The organism is Microbacter margulisiae (assembly GCF_014192515.1).
In the GTDB taxonomy this organism is placed as follows: Bacteria; Bacteroidota; Bacteroidia; order Bacteroidales; family Paludibacteraceae; genus Microbacter; species Microbacter margulisiae.
The window spans coordinates 1,394,807-1,414,284 of record NZ_JACHYB010000001.1 but is presented as its reverse complement, the minus strand read 5'-3'; the positions used below and the strand labels follow the sequence as shown (position 1 = coordinate 1,414,284).

The following is a 19,478-nucleotide window of genomic DNA, read 5'->3' as shown; positions in this document are numbered from 1 at the left end:
TATACATTAAAATCCTTGCAGAAATGCTGTGTGTGATTTTTTTTTGAATAGCTATTTGCAGGTTATTGTGTATGATCTTCCCGCCTGAACCTGCATTTCATACTGATGATGACCTTTGTTTATAATATCCCCGTTCTCACATGATGGTTTTAACAGGCTGGAAAAATGTAACACGCCCGTGCCTTCGTCGGATCTAACCTTGATTAGCGTATGACTATAGTATACATAAATTTTTCCATGAGGTGTGGGAACTGTCCCTTCCATCCATTGCAATCCTCCTAAATGAGGTTCTATTGCATAGGTTTTATAGCCTGGTGTGGTGGGTCTGATGCCAAGATAATATTTCCCCAACAGGTATATTGGGCTGGCGCCCCATGCATGGCACAGGCTTTTCCCAAAAGGTCGGCCATACATTGCTAAAAGCTGAGCTCCTTTTTCGTTCGGATTATATTGTTCCCAAAAAGTAGTTGCTCCCAGTCTAAGCATTCCTCCCCAATAGCTTCGGATATCATTAAGAACATGTTTTTGTTCGCCTAACGCACAAAGCGCGGCGAGTTTGTAAAACTGCATGTAGGGCGTTGTAATTTGCAAGGCATTAGGATTTAATAATACCCCGCTTTTAATATCCTCTGTTTTTGTTGAGTCCAGGTAATTGAACAATACCGCAAAAATATTGGTGTACGGAGTTACCTGCGTACTTTTTATCCCATTGACCCTGTTTTGGATGAAAGCATTTGCCTTGTTTGACCAGAATGCTGTGAATAATTTCGATCTGAGTCCTTTCTCCAGATCATTATATTCTTTTTCATGAATAGTGTCGTTTTCTAATTTTGCGCATGATGCCATGACTTCCAGGCTACGGCAAAACAGCAACTGCTCGAAGCTTACTTCTCCTGCTTTACTCATTTTAAAGTCCGACCAATCAATAAAGACCCAATCACCAGGCAATCCCTCCATCATTCCATTCGCATCTCTTCTTGTCAGGCAAAAATTCATCATGCTTTTCATCCGGGGATATATTTGTTTAATAAAGAATTTATCCCCCGTATACTGGTAATAATCATAGATGCTCATAAACCAGTAAAAAGTATAATCCATAATGGTGTTTATATGGCTTGTTACCGGATTTTTACCCCGTAATGCATATATGGTTCTGGTTACTGCCGGTGAATTGAAAAAGCTGTAATAGTTCATCAGATAACTTTGGTAAGCATCGCCGCTCCATATCCACCGGTCCCGTTTAATGCCATCGAGAAAGAATTCCCGTGTTGTCAGACGTAACGTATAGGCAGAAACATCCCAGATTTTGTTGATTAAAGTATCGTTACATTTGAAGGATCCTGTTTGTTGCAATGGAAGATATTCATAATTCATCGATAATGAATGATAGGATAATTGTCCGTCCTTTACGATATAGATGTAACGGAAAGCTTTGGAATCCGTCATGGTTACGTTTTTAGGCAACCTGTTGTCTACAGGCAGACTATCCAATGTCTCGCAATAATGGGTTGAAAGCGCTTCTTCCGGGGATTCTCCGTAATAGATATGGATGAGTCCTTTCCCTCGTAATCCGTTAAATTTCACATATCCAAAAGTCTCTTTGCCAAAATCATACAACATTCCTTTGTCTTTCTTTGTCATCGAAACCGGCGATTCAGGTGTCGTGGGAAGTTTGAAGTGAGATGGGGGAGTATCCGGCGAATTGAAATTCCATGATCCGGCATTTACATATACTGTTCCGGTCGAAGTGTCTGAGGCTCTTCCGGATGCATCAATCCATTCTTTGTCTTCATAGGTTACCAGCCATGAACTGTCAGATTTAATGGTTGTACCATTCACATAAATAGCCGGGACATTGGCTTGATCGTAAACTTTGACTTGAATGAGGTGATGTCCTGCCGGGATAGCAATTTTTGTGGGGAATCCCGGAAGAAATTTATCGTCGATTTTGACGTTGTATTTGCCTTCTACCCTTAACGATATATCTTCTGGCTTTGCTAATGTCACCTTCTTTGAAAACTCAACCAGTACATAGAAACTATCCATCTTCCAGAATGGAGGGAAGAACGTTCCCCGGTCGGTGCGACGATTTTGCACCTGATTTGCCAGCCAAATCTCAAAATCTCCGGGATAATAGATCCATGTAGCGACTTTTTGAGCAAAGGTCAGTTGCATAACAATTGACATTAAAACAAGTAAAATGGTTCGTTTCATATTTATATACTTTGTGAGATTATTGGCATTATGCTTCAAGTTATTCGTTTGTAAGTCAGAATTCTTTCTGTAAGAATCGGTATTTCTTTTCCAATCCGGCATGTTCTTTTATGCTGTCAGATACTGTTGGCCCGTTGTTTTTCCAGACGTTTCCCGGCCCATTTGCGTTTTTCAGGAATCTTTCCGCCGGAGTCCAGTTATTTTTAATCGTTATATAGGATGACCCTTCGTCTGTGTAAAGGTAAAACCAATGATTCGGATCATGTGCATAAGACGGTGTGTAGATACTATCCACCACATTGTCCTCGATAATCGTTTTTGGTTGTGCCGAAAGAGTGTATATTCCTGCGACATCGTACATGTGCTTTGCATAATGATGAACATAATTGGCGATAACATGATTGTTTCTCATGCAATTGGGACTTTTTGTCCAACCCCATCCTAAACTAATTCCGGTGTATGAAACATCATTTATTTCATTATGTTCAATATAAATATTTTTGACAAACCCGGCAGCAATCCCGACGCAGCCCCAATCTTCGTTAGAGACATTCGTAATGTAATTATCCATAATACGTTGATCAGAACATACGGTACGTTTGTCGGCAGGATGATAGGGCATATGGGTTTCTATCGATCCGTTATCGTCAAAAGAACCGATCTGCATGCCGTTTCCTGCTATATCGCGGAAGAGGCATCCTTTTACCGTCGTGAATTTTGATCCTGAAATAATATCCAGCCCGCATGCTCCCAAATGCTCAAACTTGCATTGTTTAATGGTTATGTTCCGGGTGTCGGTTAAGGATACCGAAGCAGGTTGTCGTTTTATCCATGCCTGATTTTCAAGTCCTTTATTTTTATTTCCTAATGCTCCCGGAGGCTTTAAGGAATATCCTTCCAATATATCCATTCCCGCTTGCAGAGGAACGTGCCCTTTTTCAGAAGGACGTGTCCAGCCTGCATATTCAAATCCAATCCCTTTGAACTGAATATATTGAACCGGATGATCCGGCGTCCCTTTTATCTCGATCAGCGTTTGTAGGACAGGAATTACAGCTTTGACATTATTCATATCTTCCCCTTTACGAGGCAAATAATAGATTTTAGACTGATCTTGATCATAATACCATTCGCCCGGTTGATCCAGAAATGCTATATTATTTGTCAAATAGAACGGTGAGTTATTCCCTTTTTGAATCATCGGATGCGGCCATGGATGTTCAAATTCTATTTGAGATTCAGGATTGTGAAAGGTTACCCCGGCAGAGTCTCCATGAAACCGGATGGATTTAATGCGCAAGTTAGCCACTTCCCACATCTGGAGAAGGTCAAGTTCGGTATGCGGAATATTGGTCAATCCCCGGACTGAAGATGCCGGAATCCAGAGCGTTCTGGTTTGTTTGTTAAATCCTAATATCCGATCCATTTTATTGAAGTCGGATACATTACGCGCTCTGACAGCTTTACGCCCATTAATCCATAATTGTCTAAAGTTGACCTTGTTTCCGTTAAATTCCGGTACAGAAGCAACCTGGAAATTTCCTGATTTTTCCCATCCTGTTATTGCGATTCCTCCACTGATTATGGGCTGCTCATTATGGGCATTTTCAATGATTGTAGGACTAGTTTTTGTCCCATTGTCTTCAGGACGAATAACAAGCGGTTCATAAAGAGGATAAGTTCCTCCTTTCAGGATAATATGGACTGTATCTTTTACCGACACCTTATGCAAACGACGTAGCTCGCGGGCTTGCCATAAAGCCCTGTATAACGTTGCATATGGCGCCTGGATTGACCCTCCCGAATTGTCATTCCCGGTCGGGGAGATGTAAATATTGATTCCCAACAAGGTTGCCGATATGCTTAATAAGCAAAGCAACAGATAAATTTTAGGCTCTCTCTTCATGTCGTTGAATATTCCGGTAAATACAACTCTGATTTTTACAAACAGGGCATCCATAGGCTCTTTTTTTGACTTCTGCCCCAATGGCAATGATGCCGCTTACCGATTTGATGGGTTGCATAAGACAAGATTCACTTAATGAAATACCGGTAGGATTTGTTCCTATCAAATGAAATAATGTTTCTTGGGACGCTAAATGCCAATTACAATATCCAGGGCTATAGCGATTGCTAATATTCAGATTTTCTAATGAGGCCTCAGATGACAAAATATCCTGGATTTTATCCATGGCATTTTCCACTGTTAATGATCCTATTACATCTACAATATAGGCTTCCAGCAAATCTCCTTTATTTGTCAACTGATTTGCCAGTTTGGTAAATATATTTCCGGCTGTACACAGAAACAGCGCAGCCGATGTTGCCCCTTTCATATAGCTACAGATTTGCCGTTCAAGATGCAGGTTTGTACCTGCAATCTCAATCATGCCTTCTCTTATTTGTATTTTATTGACAGGCAAAATATTATATCCACCTATGATGTCTTTGTTCCCATGTAATTTTGGAAAGATCTCATTGACAAATACTGTAGCAGGATGATCTTCTTCCTCTTGATCTAAACGTAAGACAGAAAAAATATCATCTAACGTAGGACTTACTTCTTGAAAAGTAAAACGATATGAATGGAACTGGCTATGTTGCATGACTTATTTTATTCCGGCTCTTTTGTTTAGTTAAATTGATTGTTATATTCGTTGACCGCCCGAAAAAATGCCTTTATATTGTCTGTTGGGACGTGGGGAGGAATATCGCAACCCGATGAAATTACAAAATTAGAATATGCTGTTGTTTGTTGTAACAGACTCATGGTTTCTTCATATACTTTTTTAGGCTCAGCATGTTTGAAAACTTCTACCGGATCCAGATTTCCCATGACGAGTATATCCGAAGGGCATTCCTTAAGCGTTTGAATCATGTCGATTTTATTCCCAAAATGTAATCCCCGCGCGCCGCTGGCTATCATGGCATTGGTGCAATGGCCGGTATTCCCGCAATTATGCAATATAACAGTGAATGAGTCGTCCTGAACGGCTTTTGTTATTTGTTGAACGTACGTTGTGGAAAACTCCATGCAATCATCGTTTGATAATAATCCGGCTGCCGGTTCTGCAATAACAACACCCTGTGTTCCGGTTGCTTTTAACGCCTTGCAATAATTGATAAGAAAGTCTGTGCATTTCGCTAAAAGCTGACGAATACTTTCGGGATCAATATAGATGGCAACCATGATTTCTGACATGTCATACAAACGCCCGGCAAGTGAGAATGGCCCTATACATCCGGAGAAAATGGGTTTATCTTTAATGTTTTCAGCAGCTAATTTGTTGGCTAACAAATAGGCGGGGATACGCCCCTTATCCAGGGCAGGAACTTCAAGCGCTGCTATTGAAGCGGCATCTGAAACAAGCTGACCTACGATGGTAGGAACTTCATTATCTGGCATTTTAATGGCTGCACCAAAAGCTTCTGCCTCCACAGTAAGGTCCATAATGACAGAACAAGCCTTTACATCGAATTGTTCTGATACGGCTTTTATGGCTTCATAATGAATTTGTCCGTTGGAAACAGCTTCTTTAACACTTTTCCCAATGGCTTCTATCCCGGGATGAGTCATTAAGGGTAATGCAATCTGTTTTTTGCTTGCTAAAACGGTATCAATCCATGGCTTCATGATTGTGTTGTGTTTTTTGAAAATTATGAATTTTAAAAATGTAATAGACAATATAACTCAGATTGATATTTAGTTTGATATGGAGTCCAACCATTTGATGCTGTCTTGTGGCGTTCTTCCATATGCGTCTGCTCCGATAGATTGTGCAAATTCAGCCGAAAGGGGAGCACCTCCTACAATAATCCTGGTATTGGCAGAAGTTGTTTTTACAGCTTCAATTACCGGTTTTATATTGACCATGGTTGTGGTTAGTAATGCTGAGATGCCTACCACAGCTCCAGGATGTTGCTGTATGGCTTCAACAAACTTGTCAGCCTTCACGTCAATGCCTAAATCAATTACCTCCCAGCCTGCTCCTTCAATCATCATGCTTACCAGGTTTTTTCCTATGTCATGTAAATCGCCGAAAACTGTACCGATAATAAAAACGCCTTTTCGTTGAACTGCGCCACTCATGAAAAATGGTTTTAGGTGCATCATTGCGGCATTCATGGCTTTTGCGGATAGGAGCATTTGTGGTACGAAAATCTTATTTTCGCTAAACTTCTGGCCAACTTTGTTCATGGCGCCTATTAACTCGTCTAATATGTCATTAGGTGTTATTCCTTCTTCAATAGCTTGTTGTGCGTATTCATCCGCGCCTGGTTTTCCTTTCATAGCAGGAGGATAGGGGGATGCCAGATTTATCTTTCCGAATTCAACGCATTCGGATAATTGAGGTAAGAGCTCTTGATTCATGTCGATTTTTTTTGTTTAGTGTGTAATTATTGATAATCTATTTTATGCGTTACCGTTTATTTGGCATTAGCGGTCAAATCTCCATAAAAGCTGCCATAGGAGATGGTTACTGAAGCAATGATCAAAATGAATAAAGCAAACAGCAACATTGCATAAGTTCTCTTTGATACATTTTTCCATTCTTTCATCACAACTCCTACGATATAACTAAAGAATATCAGCATGGACATATGCAGAACCCAACTGACAAACTTAAAATCACCCATGCGCACATGTCCCAGCCCATAGAAAAAGAATTGTCCGCACCATAAAGAGCCGGCAATAGCTGACCACAAAAGATTTTTTGCTTTTTGTTTGGTTGTTAGTTCGGAATGGATAAACTCCTTTAATGTGTTTTGCCTGATGCCCAATACCAGAAACCATATTAAATTAACGACAAAGCAACCTGCGGTTGAGACAATTAATTTTGCATCGCCTTGAAACTCTCCGGCGCCGCTTTTGGCTGCTAAATCAGCAATAGGTTGTCCGACTTCCAGTGAAATATTAAAAACTGCCGATAGTAATCCTGCTATAATGGCAAGCATTAGTCCGACCGTCATATTAAAATTTTGTTCTTTTTTATGCTCACCTAAATCACGTTCTTTCCGGAAACCTGCCAGTCCGCAAAGCGCTACGCCGATGATGGATAACACCATTCCCCATAATACAATATTACTTCCTGGTCGCGAAAAATATTCGATGATTTCTCCTTTTAATAAAAGCGGGGTCACAGTCCCTAAAATGGCAGAAAGCCCAATGCCTATGGTGTACGTAAGCGAATATCCTATATTTCGGATAGCAAATCCAAAAGACATGCCGCCGAAACCATATACTGCCCCCAATAAAAAGGCGCCCCAAATCACTTTTGGAGGAGCTTGCAGCAAGATGTCAAAAAAATAAGGGACTGTAATAACGCCAATTAAAAGAGGCATTAACAGCCATGCAAATACAGATTGAGCTAACCAAAAAGTTCCCCACGACCAACGATTCGTCTTTTGATATGGCAGATAACATGTAGATGCAGAAGCTCCCCCTACTGCATGAAAAAATGTCCCCATTATTGGATTTGGCGTAATCATAAGATGTTATAATAATTGAAGCCTGAATCTGTTTTTTTAGTCCAAATGAAAAATCTCTTCCATATCTGCCCAGAATTCGTTTGCGTTTCTGGTCTCAATAGGTTCCATCAAAGGCTTTACAACTGCCCACCATTTTTGTGTTTCCGGATCTGCCGCCATTTTATCCATGTCTCCTTCAAAGTCATTGCCGGCATATTCAAAATATGCAAACAATATGTTGTCTTTATGATATATGGAATAGTTTGTTATATGACACTGTTTGATGGTATCGAGCACATCTTTCCACACTGCTGAATGATACCGAATGTAAGCGTCGGCTCCTTCTGGCTTTAACCGGATTATTTGCCCAAATCGTCGATTCATATTGTTTTTCATGAGGTGATTACGGAATCTTGCGTTATCTGTCTATTTATCTGAATGATAATTAATGGTTTTTGATTGCATCAAACATTGCTTTGATATTAGCAGGTGGAATATCGGGGAGTATGGCTTCATGACTAGGGGAAATGATTAATCCTGTCGGAAAGATTTCCCGTAACTCATGTACTTTGCAGGCTACCTCATCCGGTGTGCCATTAACAAGTAAATGCTGCGCATCGACTCCTCCGCAAAAAGCTGTTTTCCCACCGAAATTAGCCTTTAGAGTTGGGGCATCCATATCCTGAGCCAATGCCTGGATAGGATGAATTGCATCAACTCCCATGTCTATCAAATCATTAATTATAGGGAAAATAGATCCACATGAATGGTGAATCACTTTCAATCCATAACTTTTTGCCTGATCGATTAGTTTTTTGGTTCCCGGAAATACATAGGTTCGTAATGATTCCGGATCAACCATTAATCCGTTTTGGCTGCCAAAGTCATTCCCGATCAATATTGCATCTAAATATCCTTTAGTGGCTTCATAAAACAATTCGTTTGCTCTTAGATAAAATTCTGTGATTTTATCTATTACAGCGGTAAACATATCGGGATTGGTCAGCATGACCATAAGCGCCTTTTCCATGCCGAAAGCAGAGCATGCATCCTGAAAATGGGCGCTCCACATAATACCCATCCGAATATAATTTTCATCAACAGCTTGAGCCCATCTTTTTGATTCTTCTCTGTCAAGGTATTTTTCAGGATCCGGCCAATCAAATTTATTCACATCGTCTGGATCGTCAATGTCCTCAAAAAAACCTGGAGCTGTCAGCGTTCTGTCATCCGGTTTGTCATCATGAGCCACTTTCGCAAATTTAAAAGCACAGGCAATATGATTGGATGGAGGGAAATGATAAGGAACATCAATGGGGTAGATATCATCATCAATTAGCATCTTCAATTCATCAATAGAGTTTACCTTAAAAAAGTCCTTTAATCCTTTTTGTGCATCTGGTACGGGAAGCCCTAACCAGGAAGCAGGTCTGTCAACCGGCTGATTGGCAATTGTTGCATGAAATCGTTCTTTATGATTCATCTTTGGTATAGGTATATAGATGTGAGTTCGGTTAATCGTTGAATTCAAAATATATTTTATTTCATCTAAAGATAACGTATAGAATAACCATCGTCACGCATAATAACCCCCATGAAATTTTGACCGTGCGTGACACTTTTATATGTTCATATTTCAACATGTTTTCTTCTTCCCTGTTGCTATATCTGTCTAACAATGAATACACGACAACAAACAGAGAAAGAAGGATAAACAGGAAAAATGAGAGATACAGGAAATGCAGATCTTTGAATATGAGTTTGTCATAAAACAAAATTCCGACGGCTAAACACAAAAATGTTCCTGCAGACAGCACCCAGTTAATGGCTTTGCGGGATGTATTCTTCCATAATACGGAAAAAAGAAAAGTTACCGACATCGGGGGCGCTAAAAATCCCAATACAGACTGGAATATGTTGAAAAGATTCAGTCCCTTAATATTATCGATTGCTAATGCAATTGCAACCGCAACAATAGCGCTGACCACCGTAACCCATCTGCCTGTTTTTATAATCTCGGCATTTGTGGCGTTGGGATTGTGTTTCTTCAAATAGATGTCCATCGTATAAACGGTACTTACAGAATTGAGCGACGATCCTACATTCCCTATCAATGCGGCTAGCAGCACTACTATGATCAGCCCTTTCATTCCCATGGGGAATAAATTAGTAATCAGGACAAGATAAGCAGTGTCCGGGTTTGATAAATGAGGAAAAAGAACGAAACAAATAATTCCCGGAATGATAAATAAGGGTACATCCAGAATTTTTAACCATCCTATAAAACTTGCTCCCAATTGTCCCTGTTTTAAGTTCTTCGCTCCCAGAACAGATTGAACCATTGACTGCTCCGTACACCAAAACCATATTCCCATAACAGGATATCCCAGAATAATGGCAAGCCATGGAAAGTCTTTGTTTGAGTTTGGTAAAAACATATCCCAATAATTTGCAGGGGTATGGTGAAACAATGCAGAGGCTCCCCCAATGCGTTCGAGTCCGATCAGCGTCAGTGTTAATGAAACCACAATCAACAAAATCATTTGAAAAACACTGGTATATGCAATCGCCTTCAAACCTCCGGCAGCAGTAAGTACCGTTGCCAGCACGACCATTATCAAAATAGACGACCACATTGGGATTCCTAATAATTGTTCCACCATGATACCACCAGCAAAAAGGCCTAATGATAGCCATGAGATTAATATGGTAATTAATGTATACCAGGCTAACAGGTGGCGTGTGGATTGTCCAAACCGCTTTCCCATGTATTCTGGCAAAGTGGAAACTTTAGCACCTAAATAGCGTGGTGCAAAAATTACCGCTAACATTAAAATAAAAATAAATGCATACCACGCAAAGTTTCCTGCTACAATGCCTGTTGTGTATCCAGCGCTGGCAGAAGCTAACAGCATGGATGGGCCTACGTTTGTTCCCCACATGTTAAGACCGATGGATGGCCATGTTAGTGAATGTTCGGCAAGAAATATGTTTTCGTTCTCTTTTTTCTTCTTCACAAAGCTGACCCAATATCCGATGCCAACCAACACAATCAGGTATATGGCAATGATGACAAAATCGAGAGATCGAAGGCTACTTAAGACATTTATCATTAGATAATAATTTGGATAAGATGAATGGTTAACAATTTGTATCGGGTTGTATGCGTTTAACGGTATTGCTCTACGATTTTCATTGCCTGTTCTATTTCTTTCTCTGATTTAAAATCGACATTGATATGTAATCCCTGATTGCCTACATTGTCAAGTAACGGCTGTAATTCGTCCATGGTGACCCAGTTCGCCATAACGGATTTCCCATTAGCCAATATTTTCCTGTATAGGTCATACCATTGAGGATTGCCGCCTTGTGGTTGCCCATATCCTGGCGTCCACTGAACTGCATTGAGATTCCCGATTTCAAGGATTGCATCGAGGTGCCGGATTGCATCTACGCCATCCAGATGGTAAAGCGTATAATCGATTTTATTACACTGTTCCTGAAGAAACGGCATGGAAAATGTTCGGAAATCTTCTTCAGAGATCATAATGGAAATGTCAGCCTGAAGTTTTGAAACTTTACCGGGTCCCCAGATTGAAAAATAACAAAAGGCCATCTCCCCGTCAATATTGATAATGTCATAAATAGCGTCGAATACTTTGAAATAAGCATCATTGATTGCCTGCAACTGTTCCAGGGTCTTATCCGGATCGAGTATCATGTCCATTAGCACGTTGTCTGATCCTTTTAAACTGGCCAAAACATCAAGTCCTTCTATCAGATCAGGACATCCTACAAAATAGTTTCCTTGTGCCTTTGCTTTGCATGCCTTAAGCAAATCGAAATGGAGTTTTAACCATTTATTGTTTTCATCAAGGATGATGTCGCCATTAAAATCACTTTTGTCCCGAATCCAAATCGTATCTTCACGTCCTTCAAGATCTGCTCCTAAAATGGCTCCCAGAGAACCCGGCCCCAGTTGCGTATTGGCTACGGGAAGGATATCGGCCATGTACGAATTGCGCGACATGGTATAATGTAAATAGCCGGCTCTCCATTGTGGATCGAACCAAAACTGATTCATATCTTTATGTGGAGTAGGAGGGAGGACATTCGCATAGGGAGCGCCCTCCTTAGTTATATGTTCCCACATCGTTAACACAATACCTTTTTGATTCCACCAGTCCAGATAGTGCTGTTTTGATGCTTCAAAGTTTGCTTTCCAGGTTGACATAGCTATTTATTTAGGTGTATTTTCGTCGAAACGTATCTTGATCGTTTTGCTTAAATTCATTTCATCCGTACAATTTACCTGTTCAGGATAGAAAGGAATTTCAGCTCCATATTTTACATAAACCGGCATTTCCGAAAGGGGTACTGCTACATTTCTCAACCATCGGGCTCCCTCTGTAATCTCTTTTGTAAAGAAATGTACCCACTTTCCTTCCGGTAAATAAATGTCACGACGGTTGTCCGGGTTCATCACGGGAGCCACCATGATATTATCGCCGAAATAGTACTGATCGTCGATATGCCAGCAAGTCCTATCTTGCGGATGATGGAATAAAAGAGCGCGAATCATCGGATAACCACTACACGTCACCTTTTGGCTTTGTTCCAAAATGTATGGAATGAGATGATACCGCAACTGCAACCATTGTTTGATAATCGGGGCAATATTGGGATAGAGCCAGGGTTCGCGGGCATGTGAGCCGTGATAACGTAAATGCGATGAGAATACGCCGAATTGTGTCCAACGTACATAAATATCTTCCGGTAGTTTTGAATTCATAAAGTTTGGCACTCCATGAAAACCAGGTACATCATGGCTCCAGAATCCAAACCCCGAAAGGCCAAGATGCAAGCCTCCTTTTAACGATCCTGCCAATCCATCCCAGGAACAGGCTGAATCGCCTCCCCAATGTAACGGATAGCGCTGGCATCCTGCCCAACCGGCACGCGCCCATATAATGCCGTCGCCTGTAACTTCTTTTGTTATCTCGTAAGCTGCTTTTTGATAAAGCAAAGGATAGAGATTATGCAGTTTTTCCGGTGTCATGGAGTGATATTTTGCATCCAGATGAATATCTTCTCCAAAGTCTGTTTTAATACAGGCAACTCCTATATCCAGCAATCTTTTTAACAGGTTTTTGTACCATTCCGTCGCTTTGTCGTAAGTAAAATCAATCGTACCGGCATAATCCTGGATGCTAAAATTGGATGATCCGGAAATCTTTCGTTCACTTTTGCTTATATAATCGTTTTCATTAGCCTCTTCATATTGTTCGGCATCGTATGAAATGTAGGGCAATTGCCATAAACTCACACGGTAACCATTTCCCTTAAGACCGGCGATAAATTTCTTTGGATTGGGAAAACGTTCTTCATTGAATTTCCATTCACATAACCAGTCGGTTTTGAACCATCCTGTGTCCAGATGAATCACATCGCATGGGTATCCTTCAACTCGCATTCGATGGCAAATCTTATTCACTTCATCAGCCGAAAAATATGTCATCCGGCTCATCCATGTGCCAAAGCTCCACACTGGAGGCATTGCCGGGAATCCCGTCAGTTGTCGATATCCATAAAGAATTTGCTCTGCATTGTCTCCGCCAATAAGGAAAAGATCAATAACAGGCTCTTCTGCCAGGATTTGGGCTGAACGCGTGGAATGATCTGCCAATGAAAATTTGGCAAACGAAGTAGTATGTAAAAACAGACCGTAAGGCGCACTGGAGAGATAGAACGGAATATTTTTGTAAGCGCGGCGATTATTTACCCCTTGCCCGTCCTGGTTATACAATTGGAATGTGTGCCCCGATAGATCCATTTTTGCAAAACGTTCCCCTGTCCCGGTAAAACATTCGTCTGCTTTGGCCTGAATAGCACAGGTAGCGCGATGAGGCTGCCCATCTTTTTCTATAAATGCCAATGCAAAAGCGTCGTGACGTGCCGGCGAGAACATGTCATATGCTGATAATTTTACTTCATGTTGTCCATCGGGAAAAAATGCCAGGTTGATGGTTTCTGCCGGCGCCGGAACCAAATCGCTCCACCAATCTGTTTCAACAGGATGAAAATCTACAATAGCTTTTGTTTGATTGTCGGAATCTTTTACAATCCATTCGTATTCAGCTTTCTCAAAGTGTAAATGGTTTTTGGTTAGATGAGAGTCAAGCTGTAACATTGCGGAGGTTTCCATCCATTCGGTATCAAAGCCGATAGCGGCCCGGATGATTTTGGTACCATATGCACGCAACCTCATTTGATAGGATTTTCGTGCTACGGAGGTGTCTGGATTAATCTCGTTCGAGTTTAATTGCTGTTGAAATGGAATTGTAATCAGTATGTCTCCTTCTTTGGCTTCAATAGACGTTGGAGTACACGCTCTCCAGAGCCTGTCACCTTCATTCAGTGCAGGATTAAAATCTAAGAAATCAAATAGTTGATAATTCGTTTGCTTCATGATGCTTATAACTGATTTTTATTTGACATGATGAAAAAGTACCCATGTGGTGCCTGCCGGAGCATCCGGAATCCCTACCTGGTATTTGCTCATGATGGCATTCCATTGATCCATTTTGGGATTATTTTTGACTGTCAGCGGATTTAATTCATTGAGAGTTTTTCCTTTGGGGATACTGATAATCAACATAAGCTGTCTTCCGTTGTGAAAGACCAGCAATTGTTGAAAATCCGCATTGCAAAAGCCTTGTGCAATTTCCGGCCACTTCTGGAATTGAGTTTTGTGATATTCAATGTATTGATGTTGCATTGCAGTATCTTTCACCAGATCAGCAGTCATAATAACGTTGTCCCATTCTTTTGCAATATCTGTTTTTATAAATTGTTTCCGGTCAAAGATGTAAAATGGTGTTTTGTAGAGTTTGATGCGTACTGATGGGAATACCTTCTCAAGCTTTAGTTTCGTATTTTCAATGTGGTTAAAATGAGCATACAAAACCCAGTGTGCTTGCCAGGCAAATAAATCATTCGTGTTAATCCTGTTTTCTTTGCAAAAATGCAAGATCTTTGATTTGAAAAGATCATTCTTGTTTGGCACAATTATTTCAATAACAGAATTATAGGTAGTCTTATTCTTGCCTTCCACCGTTGGGGCAAGAATAAGGATTACGAATAGAATAATGCTAAACCGTTTCATCTGTCAACGTATTGATTGTTGAAATATCTTTTTGAGATAAGCAGCGTTGGCGCTATAATTCCATTTTACGTTATGCACATCTTTAGTGTCTCTCGAACGTTCAAGAACCAACCAGCCACTCCAACCCATCTTATCGAGTGTTTCTTTAATCTTGGCCATATCGATACGAGGATCGTTTTGCAGCCAATATCCATCTGTATTGGTAGCATGTATTTGAATAATGCGGTCTTTCCCCAGTGTCTTCAGATCTTTGCAAATATTGCCATGGCGTTTCAGGATAGTAGAAAAATTTACATAGCAACGAATGGCAGGCGAACCTACCTGATCAATCAGCTCTGCTTCTGCTTTCGCAGGTATTGAAGTGTCAATTCCAATCACGACTCCGGCGGCTTCCGCTTTTTTTGCAATCACTTTCAACCGTTGTAATATGATTGGATAAAGATCCGGGTGTTTCACTTTATCACATTCATCTCCAAGAGGTAAAAATGCCACTTTCACTTTTAAGGCTTTCATGACCGATATACATTCATCAACCAGTTGCTCATAGTTAGGTCGTGTTGCAAATGATTGTCCATAAAAGGCGGACATGGCGATGGAACTAATTTGCATGCCTAACCGGTTACATTCTCCAATGTACTCTTCTTGCACCTTTTTCTGGTTCAGCTTATTCGCAAAGTCAACTTTTTTCCCTAGTCCTCCCATATCTACTTCGACGCCGTCTGTTCCAATCTCTTTAGCCAAATCGATTGCTCCCAATTTCTGGCGTTTCAGGATCATCCAATCGCAGACTGAAACCTTGTATCTATGTAGATTTACAATATTGATTTCTTTTGTTTCTGAGTCTGAAGGCCATTGTTCATTTTCGATTTTTGAAAATATAAGTTTTGTCGGATCAATCTCCACGTATTTAATAGCTTTTCTCCGCCAGGTATATACGATCTGTATGTTTCCATCCGATGATTGAATTACAGAGGGATAAGAATATTGCCCAATAGGAGAATCTTCCAATACTACGGCTGCGTACCATGTCTTTCCGTCAGGAGAAACTGCTATATTCAGCGGAGATCTTGCTCCTTTACCCCTTATGGCATTTGCTGGTGGCAATACGTGATTATAGACAAGCAAGAAGTAGCCATTTCTTAGGGTAACTGCATCTATGCCCGAATTGTTATTGGGTAATGAGGTCTTTTCCAGAGGAGACCATGTTTTGCCATTATTTTTTGACCATGATTCGGCAATAGTGCGTTCTGTTGTCCGGCAAAGCATTTGTAATTCGCCATTTTTATGTACAAGAATAGTTGGTTGTATAGCCTGGAAATTATTGCCATCAACAGGTTCGGCATACTTCCATGTTTTGCCAAAGTTCTTTGTTAGTTCGAAATGGATTTTCCAGCCTCCACTTTCAGTACTTGAAGGAGCAATTAAGGTTCCATTTTTTAGCAATACCGGTTTGTCTTTGATTGGGCCTAGGAAGCCGGCAGGTAAATCCTGTGGTTTCGACCAGGTAATGCCTCCGTCATGTGATACAATTAATTTACCTTTCCATTTTGCGGTATTTGGACCAACTTTGTAATATAACTGGAGTTCTCCCCCGGGAACTTGATACAAAACCGGATTCCAGCATGCGTAGCGTAACGTATCATTGATGATTCCATTTGCTACGTTTTCGCCTGGAGTCCATTTCCCGTTTACACGACGGCTTACCCATATGCAGACATCCGGATTACGTTCTTTGGTACCGCCAAACCATGCGGCAACCAGATTCCCATTTGTCGCTTGTGCAATAGTGGCAGCATGGCATTCCGGATAAGGTGCATTTTTATTAATAAACTCATCTGCAATAATGCCCGCTTTCCAACGATTTTGAGCTTCCCCATATTTGCATACAAACGTATAATCGCCGGAGCCTATTTCAAGATTAATGCGGTAATCCTCTACGCGTACAAATTTGATACCCTCTATTTTCATCACAGGGTTGCCATTTTCTGTTATATCATTGACAGTTGATGCCGGAATTAACAGGTTTGCTCTTGTGTTTGCCGGAATGGAAACATGCCATGTGAAGATTCCTTTATGCAGGGTCCAAGCGCTTTTTACCACACCATACGGAGTCATTGTTTGTGCGCTTACATCTTTTAATGTTTCTGCAGGATGGGGTTCCATCACCAACCACTTAAATCCCGGATGATTCGGATGGGTCTGAATGCCTGCTAAATCTTCATACATCCAGGCTATCAGATCACCAAGCAACATCACATGATTACGGGAGCTCATTTTTGGACTGGCTGTATTTCCATCCCATAATTCCCAGGTAGTAGTAGCTCCGTTTTCTACCATATATCCCCAACTTGGATAGTCTTTTTGTGTGGCAATTCTAAAAGCTACATCGGTTCTGCCTTGTTGTGTCAATTCTTGCAACAACCATTGTGTGCCGATGACGCCGGTGCTTATATGCATTTTATCCTGATTCACAATCTTATCCAACATTTGATGAAAAACTGCGTTTTCATTATCGTTGTTTACCATTCCGAAAGCCAGCGGTAAAAGATTGGCAGTAACGGTATTGTTTCCATATTGGTATGTTTCTTTATTATAGAATTTCTGATTAAAGGCCGTTTTTATATTTGCTGCCAATGCGATATATGCTGGAATGTCTTGTTCATTCCCGGATATTTTTGCGAATTTCTCCATTAGCTGCATAAAATAATAATAATATGCCGTGGAAATTAATTCTCCTGAAGTCAGGCGTGCAGGATCTATAGAATGAATCCGCGTTTTCGATTTAGGAGGTACACACCAATCCCCATATTTATCTTTTGTTAAAAGATAGTCTTTCATATAGTGTGTTTTCATATACGAAAGCCATTGTTTCATATGGGGGTAATGTTTTTTTATCACTGCACTGTCTCCAAACTGATCATACAACATGTTTGCTACCATTAAATAAGTTCCCGGCCACGTCATATTATCCGAGTAATATGTTTTGTAAAAAGCAGGAGCCATATCAGGTAGTTGTCCATCAGGTTTTTGCGAATACATGATGTCATCGAGCCATTTAATGTATAGGTTTTCATTATCGAAGATGAAACTTTCACCGATACACCCGGAGGCGCGGTCTCCAAGCCACGGCTGACGTTCATCCCGTTGAGGACAATCTACAGGCATGCCTTTATAATCACTGCGAATACTCCAGAATGCATTGTGATATATCTTGTCCAGCAATGAATCCGAACAGGTAAATGAACCGATGGTGTTGAACCCATCGTATATTACTTTTCCTTCAAAATCATTTAGTGTGGGAACGCCGGGATATCCTGTAATTTCAACATAACGGAATCCATGATATACAAAAGAGGGTTGCCATGATTCCACTCCTTTGCCATTCATGATATATACATCGGTCTGGAGTGCACTGCGTAAGTTAGCCCGGTTTATAGAACCATCCGGGTTTAGGGTTTCTGCAAAACGGAGTGTAATTGTATCTCCTTTCTGGCCTTGTGCTTTCAATGCTAACCATCCTGCCATGTTTTGTCCCATATCAAGAACATATGCACCGTTAGGTAAGGCATGAATGGCGACCGGCTTTACAGATTCGTGTATTGCCATGTTTGGATTCATTTGAGCTGATATGATGCCCGTTGGAGCTGATACTAATTCAGCCGGAAGCCATTTCTTTGTATTGTAATGCGGCAAATCCCATCCTGTTAATTCTTTGGTTGCATCGTATTCTTCGCCATCCCATTCATTATCGCTACGAATAGGCCCGTCCGGGGTTACTTTCCATGTGCCATCACTAACGATGGTTGAACTAGTCCCGTCTGTATATTCAATTTGTAACTGAAATAACATTTTTGGGAATCCAAACGTTTTAATTTTTTGTGGTTTGTAGTTTTGACGCATATTAAAATAGCGGCCATTCCCCAAAACTACTCCAATAACATTGTCTCCTTGCCGTATTGCGGTTGTTACATCAAACGTATTATATTTTACGTCTTTATCATAATTGGTTGGGCTGGGTGATAATACCTGGCTGCCAATTTTTTCTCCATTGATGTATAGTTTATACATCCCCAGGCCAATGATATAAGCTGTGGCTTGTTTAATGGTCTTTTTGTGATTTACATCAAACTCTTTTCGAAAGTAACGAGCTGACAAACGGGAGTGAAAAACAAGCTTATCCCACGGAAAAGCTTTGTCCAATCCAATCCATTCTCCTTGCCAGTCGGCTTTATGCAATAATCCCATACTCCACTGGGCCGGCTGACTCCAGTCGCTTTCTCCTTTGTTTGTCCATATTTTCACTTTCCAGTAATAGTTATGCCCGCTTTGTAACGTCGTTCCTCCGTATAAGACATTGATTGATTGATTGGAAACAATCTTCCCGGAATTCCATATATCACTTTGTCCTGCATTTAGTTTTTCCGGACTGGAGGCTACCATGATTTGGTATGCAGTCTGAACTACATTGCGGGCATTGCTTTCGGTCATCCAACTTACATGTGGATGGATGATGTCAATTCCTTCGGGATTGGTAAGCATTTCTGTCCGCAGATTGCATACTTCAATTGCACTAACAGATGCAAAATAGATTAAGCTTAAAACCAATAAGATCGTTTTTTTCATGTTATCG

11 protein-coding genes and 3 pseudogenes are annotated in these 19,478 nt (G+C 40.7%); all 14 read right to left on the bottom strand.

All coding sequences use genetic code 11. The annotated features are described in order from the left end of the window. Positions 1-51: 51 nt before the first annotated feature. A complete protein-coding gene (locus FHX64_RS05695; RefSeq protein ID WP_183412830.1) occupies positions 52-2,214 on the bottom strand; it encodes an alpha-L-rhamnosidase-related protein in 2,163 nt (720 codons plus the stop codon). Positions 2,215-2,269: 55 nt separating this feature from the next. Beyond that, the gene (locus FHX64_RS05690) at positions 2,270-4,120 is read right to left on the bottom strand and encodes a right-handed parallel beta-helix repeat-containing protein (RefSeq protein ID WP_183413538.1); all 1,851 of its coding nucleotides are present in this window, start codon (positions 4,118-4,120) and stop codon (positions 2,270-2,272) included. Beyond that, the gene (locus FHX64_RS05685) at positions 4,104-4,820 is read right to left on the bottom strand and encodes a vitamin B12 dependent-methionine synthase activation domain-containing protein (RefSeq protein WP_183412829.1); all 717 of its coding nucleotides are present in this window, start codon (positions 4,818-4,820) and stop codon (positions 4,104-4,106) included. The genes FHX64_RS05690 and FHX64_RS05685 overlap by 17 nt, the downstream gene beginning before the upstream one ends. A 26-nt stretch (positions 4,821-4,846) precedes the next feature. Beyond that, positions 4,847-5,848: a uroporphyrinogen decarboxylase family protein gene (locus FHX64_RS05680; RefSeq protein WP_183412828.1), complete on the bottom strand. Its 1,002-nt coding sequence runs from the start codon at positions 5,846-5,848 to the stop codon at positions 4,847-4,849. 69 nt (positions 5,849-5,917) lie between these two features. Continuing rightward, positions 5,918-6,586: a cobalamin B12-binding domain-containing protein gene (locus FHX64_RS05675; RefSeq protein WP_183412827.1), complete on the bottom strand. Its 669-nt coding sequence runs from the start codon at positions 6,584-6,586 to the stop codon at positions 5,918-5,920. A gap of 56 nt (positions 6,587-6,642) precedes the next feature. Continuing rightward, a complete protein-coding gene (locus FHX64_RS05670; protein WP_183412826.1) occupies positions 6,643-7,704 on the bottom strand; it encodes an L-rhamnose/proton symporter RhaT in 1,062 nt (353 codons plus the stop codon). A 36-nt stretch (positions 7,705-7,740) separates the two neighbouring features. Beyond that, positions 7,741-8,067, bottom strand: coding sequence for an L-rhamnose mutarotase (locus FHX64_RS05665; protein ID WP_183412825.1), 327 nt, complete (start codon positions 8,065-8,067; stop codon positions 7,741-7,743). A 61-nt stretch (positions 8,068-8,128) separates the two neighbouring features. Next, positions 8,129-9,166 carry a uroporphyrinogen decarboxylase family protein gene (locus FHX64_RS05660; protein ID WP_183412824.1) on the bottom strand — a complete coding sequence of 346 codons (1,038 nt, stop codon included), beginning with the start codon at positions 9,164-9,166 and terminating at the stop codon, positions 8,129-8,131. A gap of 61 nt (positions 9,167-9,227) precedes the next feature. Next, positions 9,228-10,796 (bottom strand): sodium:solute symporter family transporter, encoded by a 1,569-nt coding sequence (locus FHX64_RS05655; protein ID WP_183412823.1) that lies wholly within the window; start codon positions 10,794-10,796, stop codon positions 9,228-9,230. Positions 10,797-10,858: 62 nt separating this feature from the next. After that, positions 10,859-11,917, bottom strand: a pseudogene (locus tag FHX64_RS05650) (corrinoid protein); the annotation flags it as partial. 6 nt (positions 11,918-11,923) lie between these two features. Continuing rightward, complete coding sequence (locus tag FHX64_RS05645; protein ID WP_183412821.1) at positions 11,924-14,152, bottom strand: glycoside hydrolase family 31 protein; 2,229 nt, start codon at positions 14,150-14,152, stop codon at positions 11,924-11,926. A gap of 18 nt (positions 14,153-14,170) precedes the next feature. Beyond that, positions 14,171-14,848 (bottom strand): L-rhamnose mutarotase, encoded by a 678-nt coding sequence (locus tag FHX64_RS05640; RefSeq protein WP_183412820.1) that lies wholly within the window; start codon positions 14,846-14,848, stop codon positions 14,171-14,173. A 3-nt stretch (positions 14,849-14,851) separates the two neighbouring features. After that, positions 14,852-15,583 (bottom strand): annotated as a pseudogene (locus FHX64_RS14455) (sugar phosphate isomerase/epimerase family protein); the annotation flags it as partial. Between the two features lie 144 nt (positions 15,584-15,727). After that, positions 15,728-19,471: pseudogene (locus FHX64_RS05635) on the bottom strand (family 78 glycoside hydrolase catalytic domain); the annotation flags it as partial. Between the last annotated feature and the right edge of the window lie 7 nt (positions 19,472-19,478).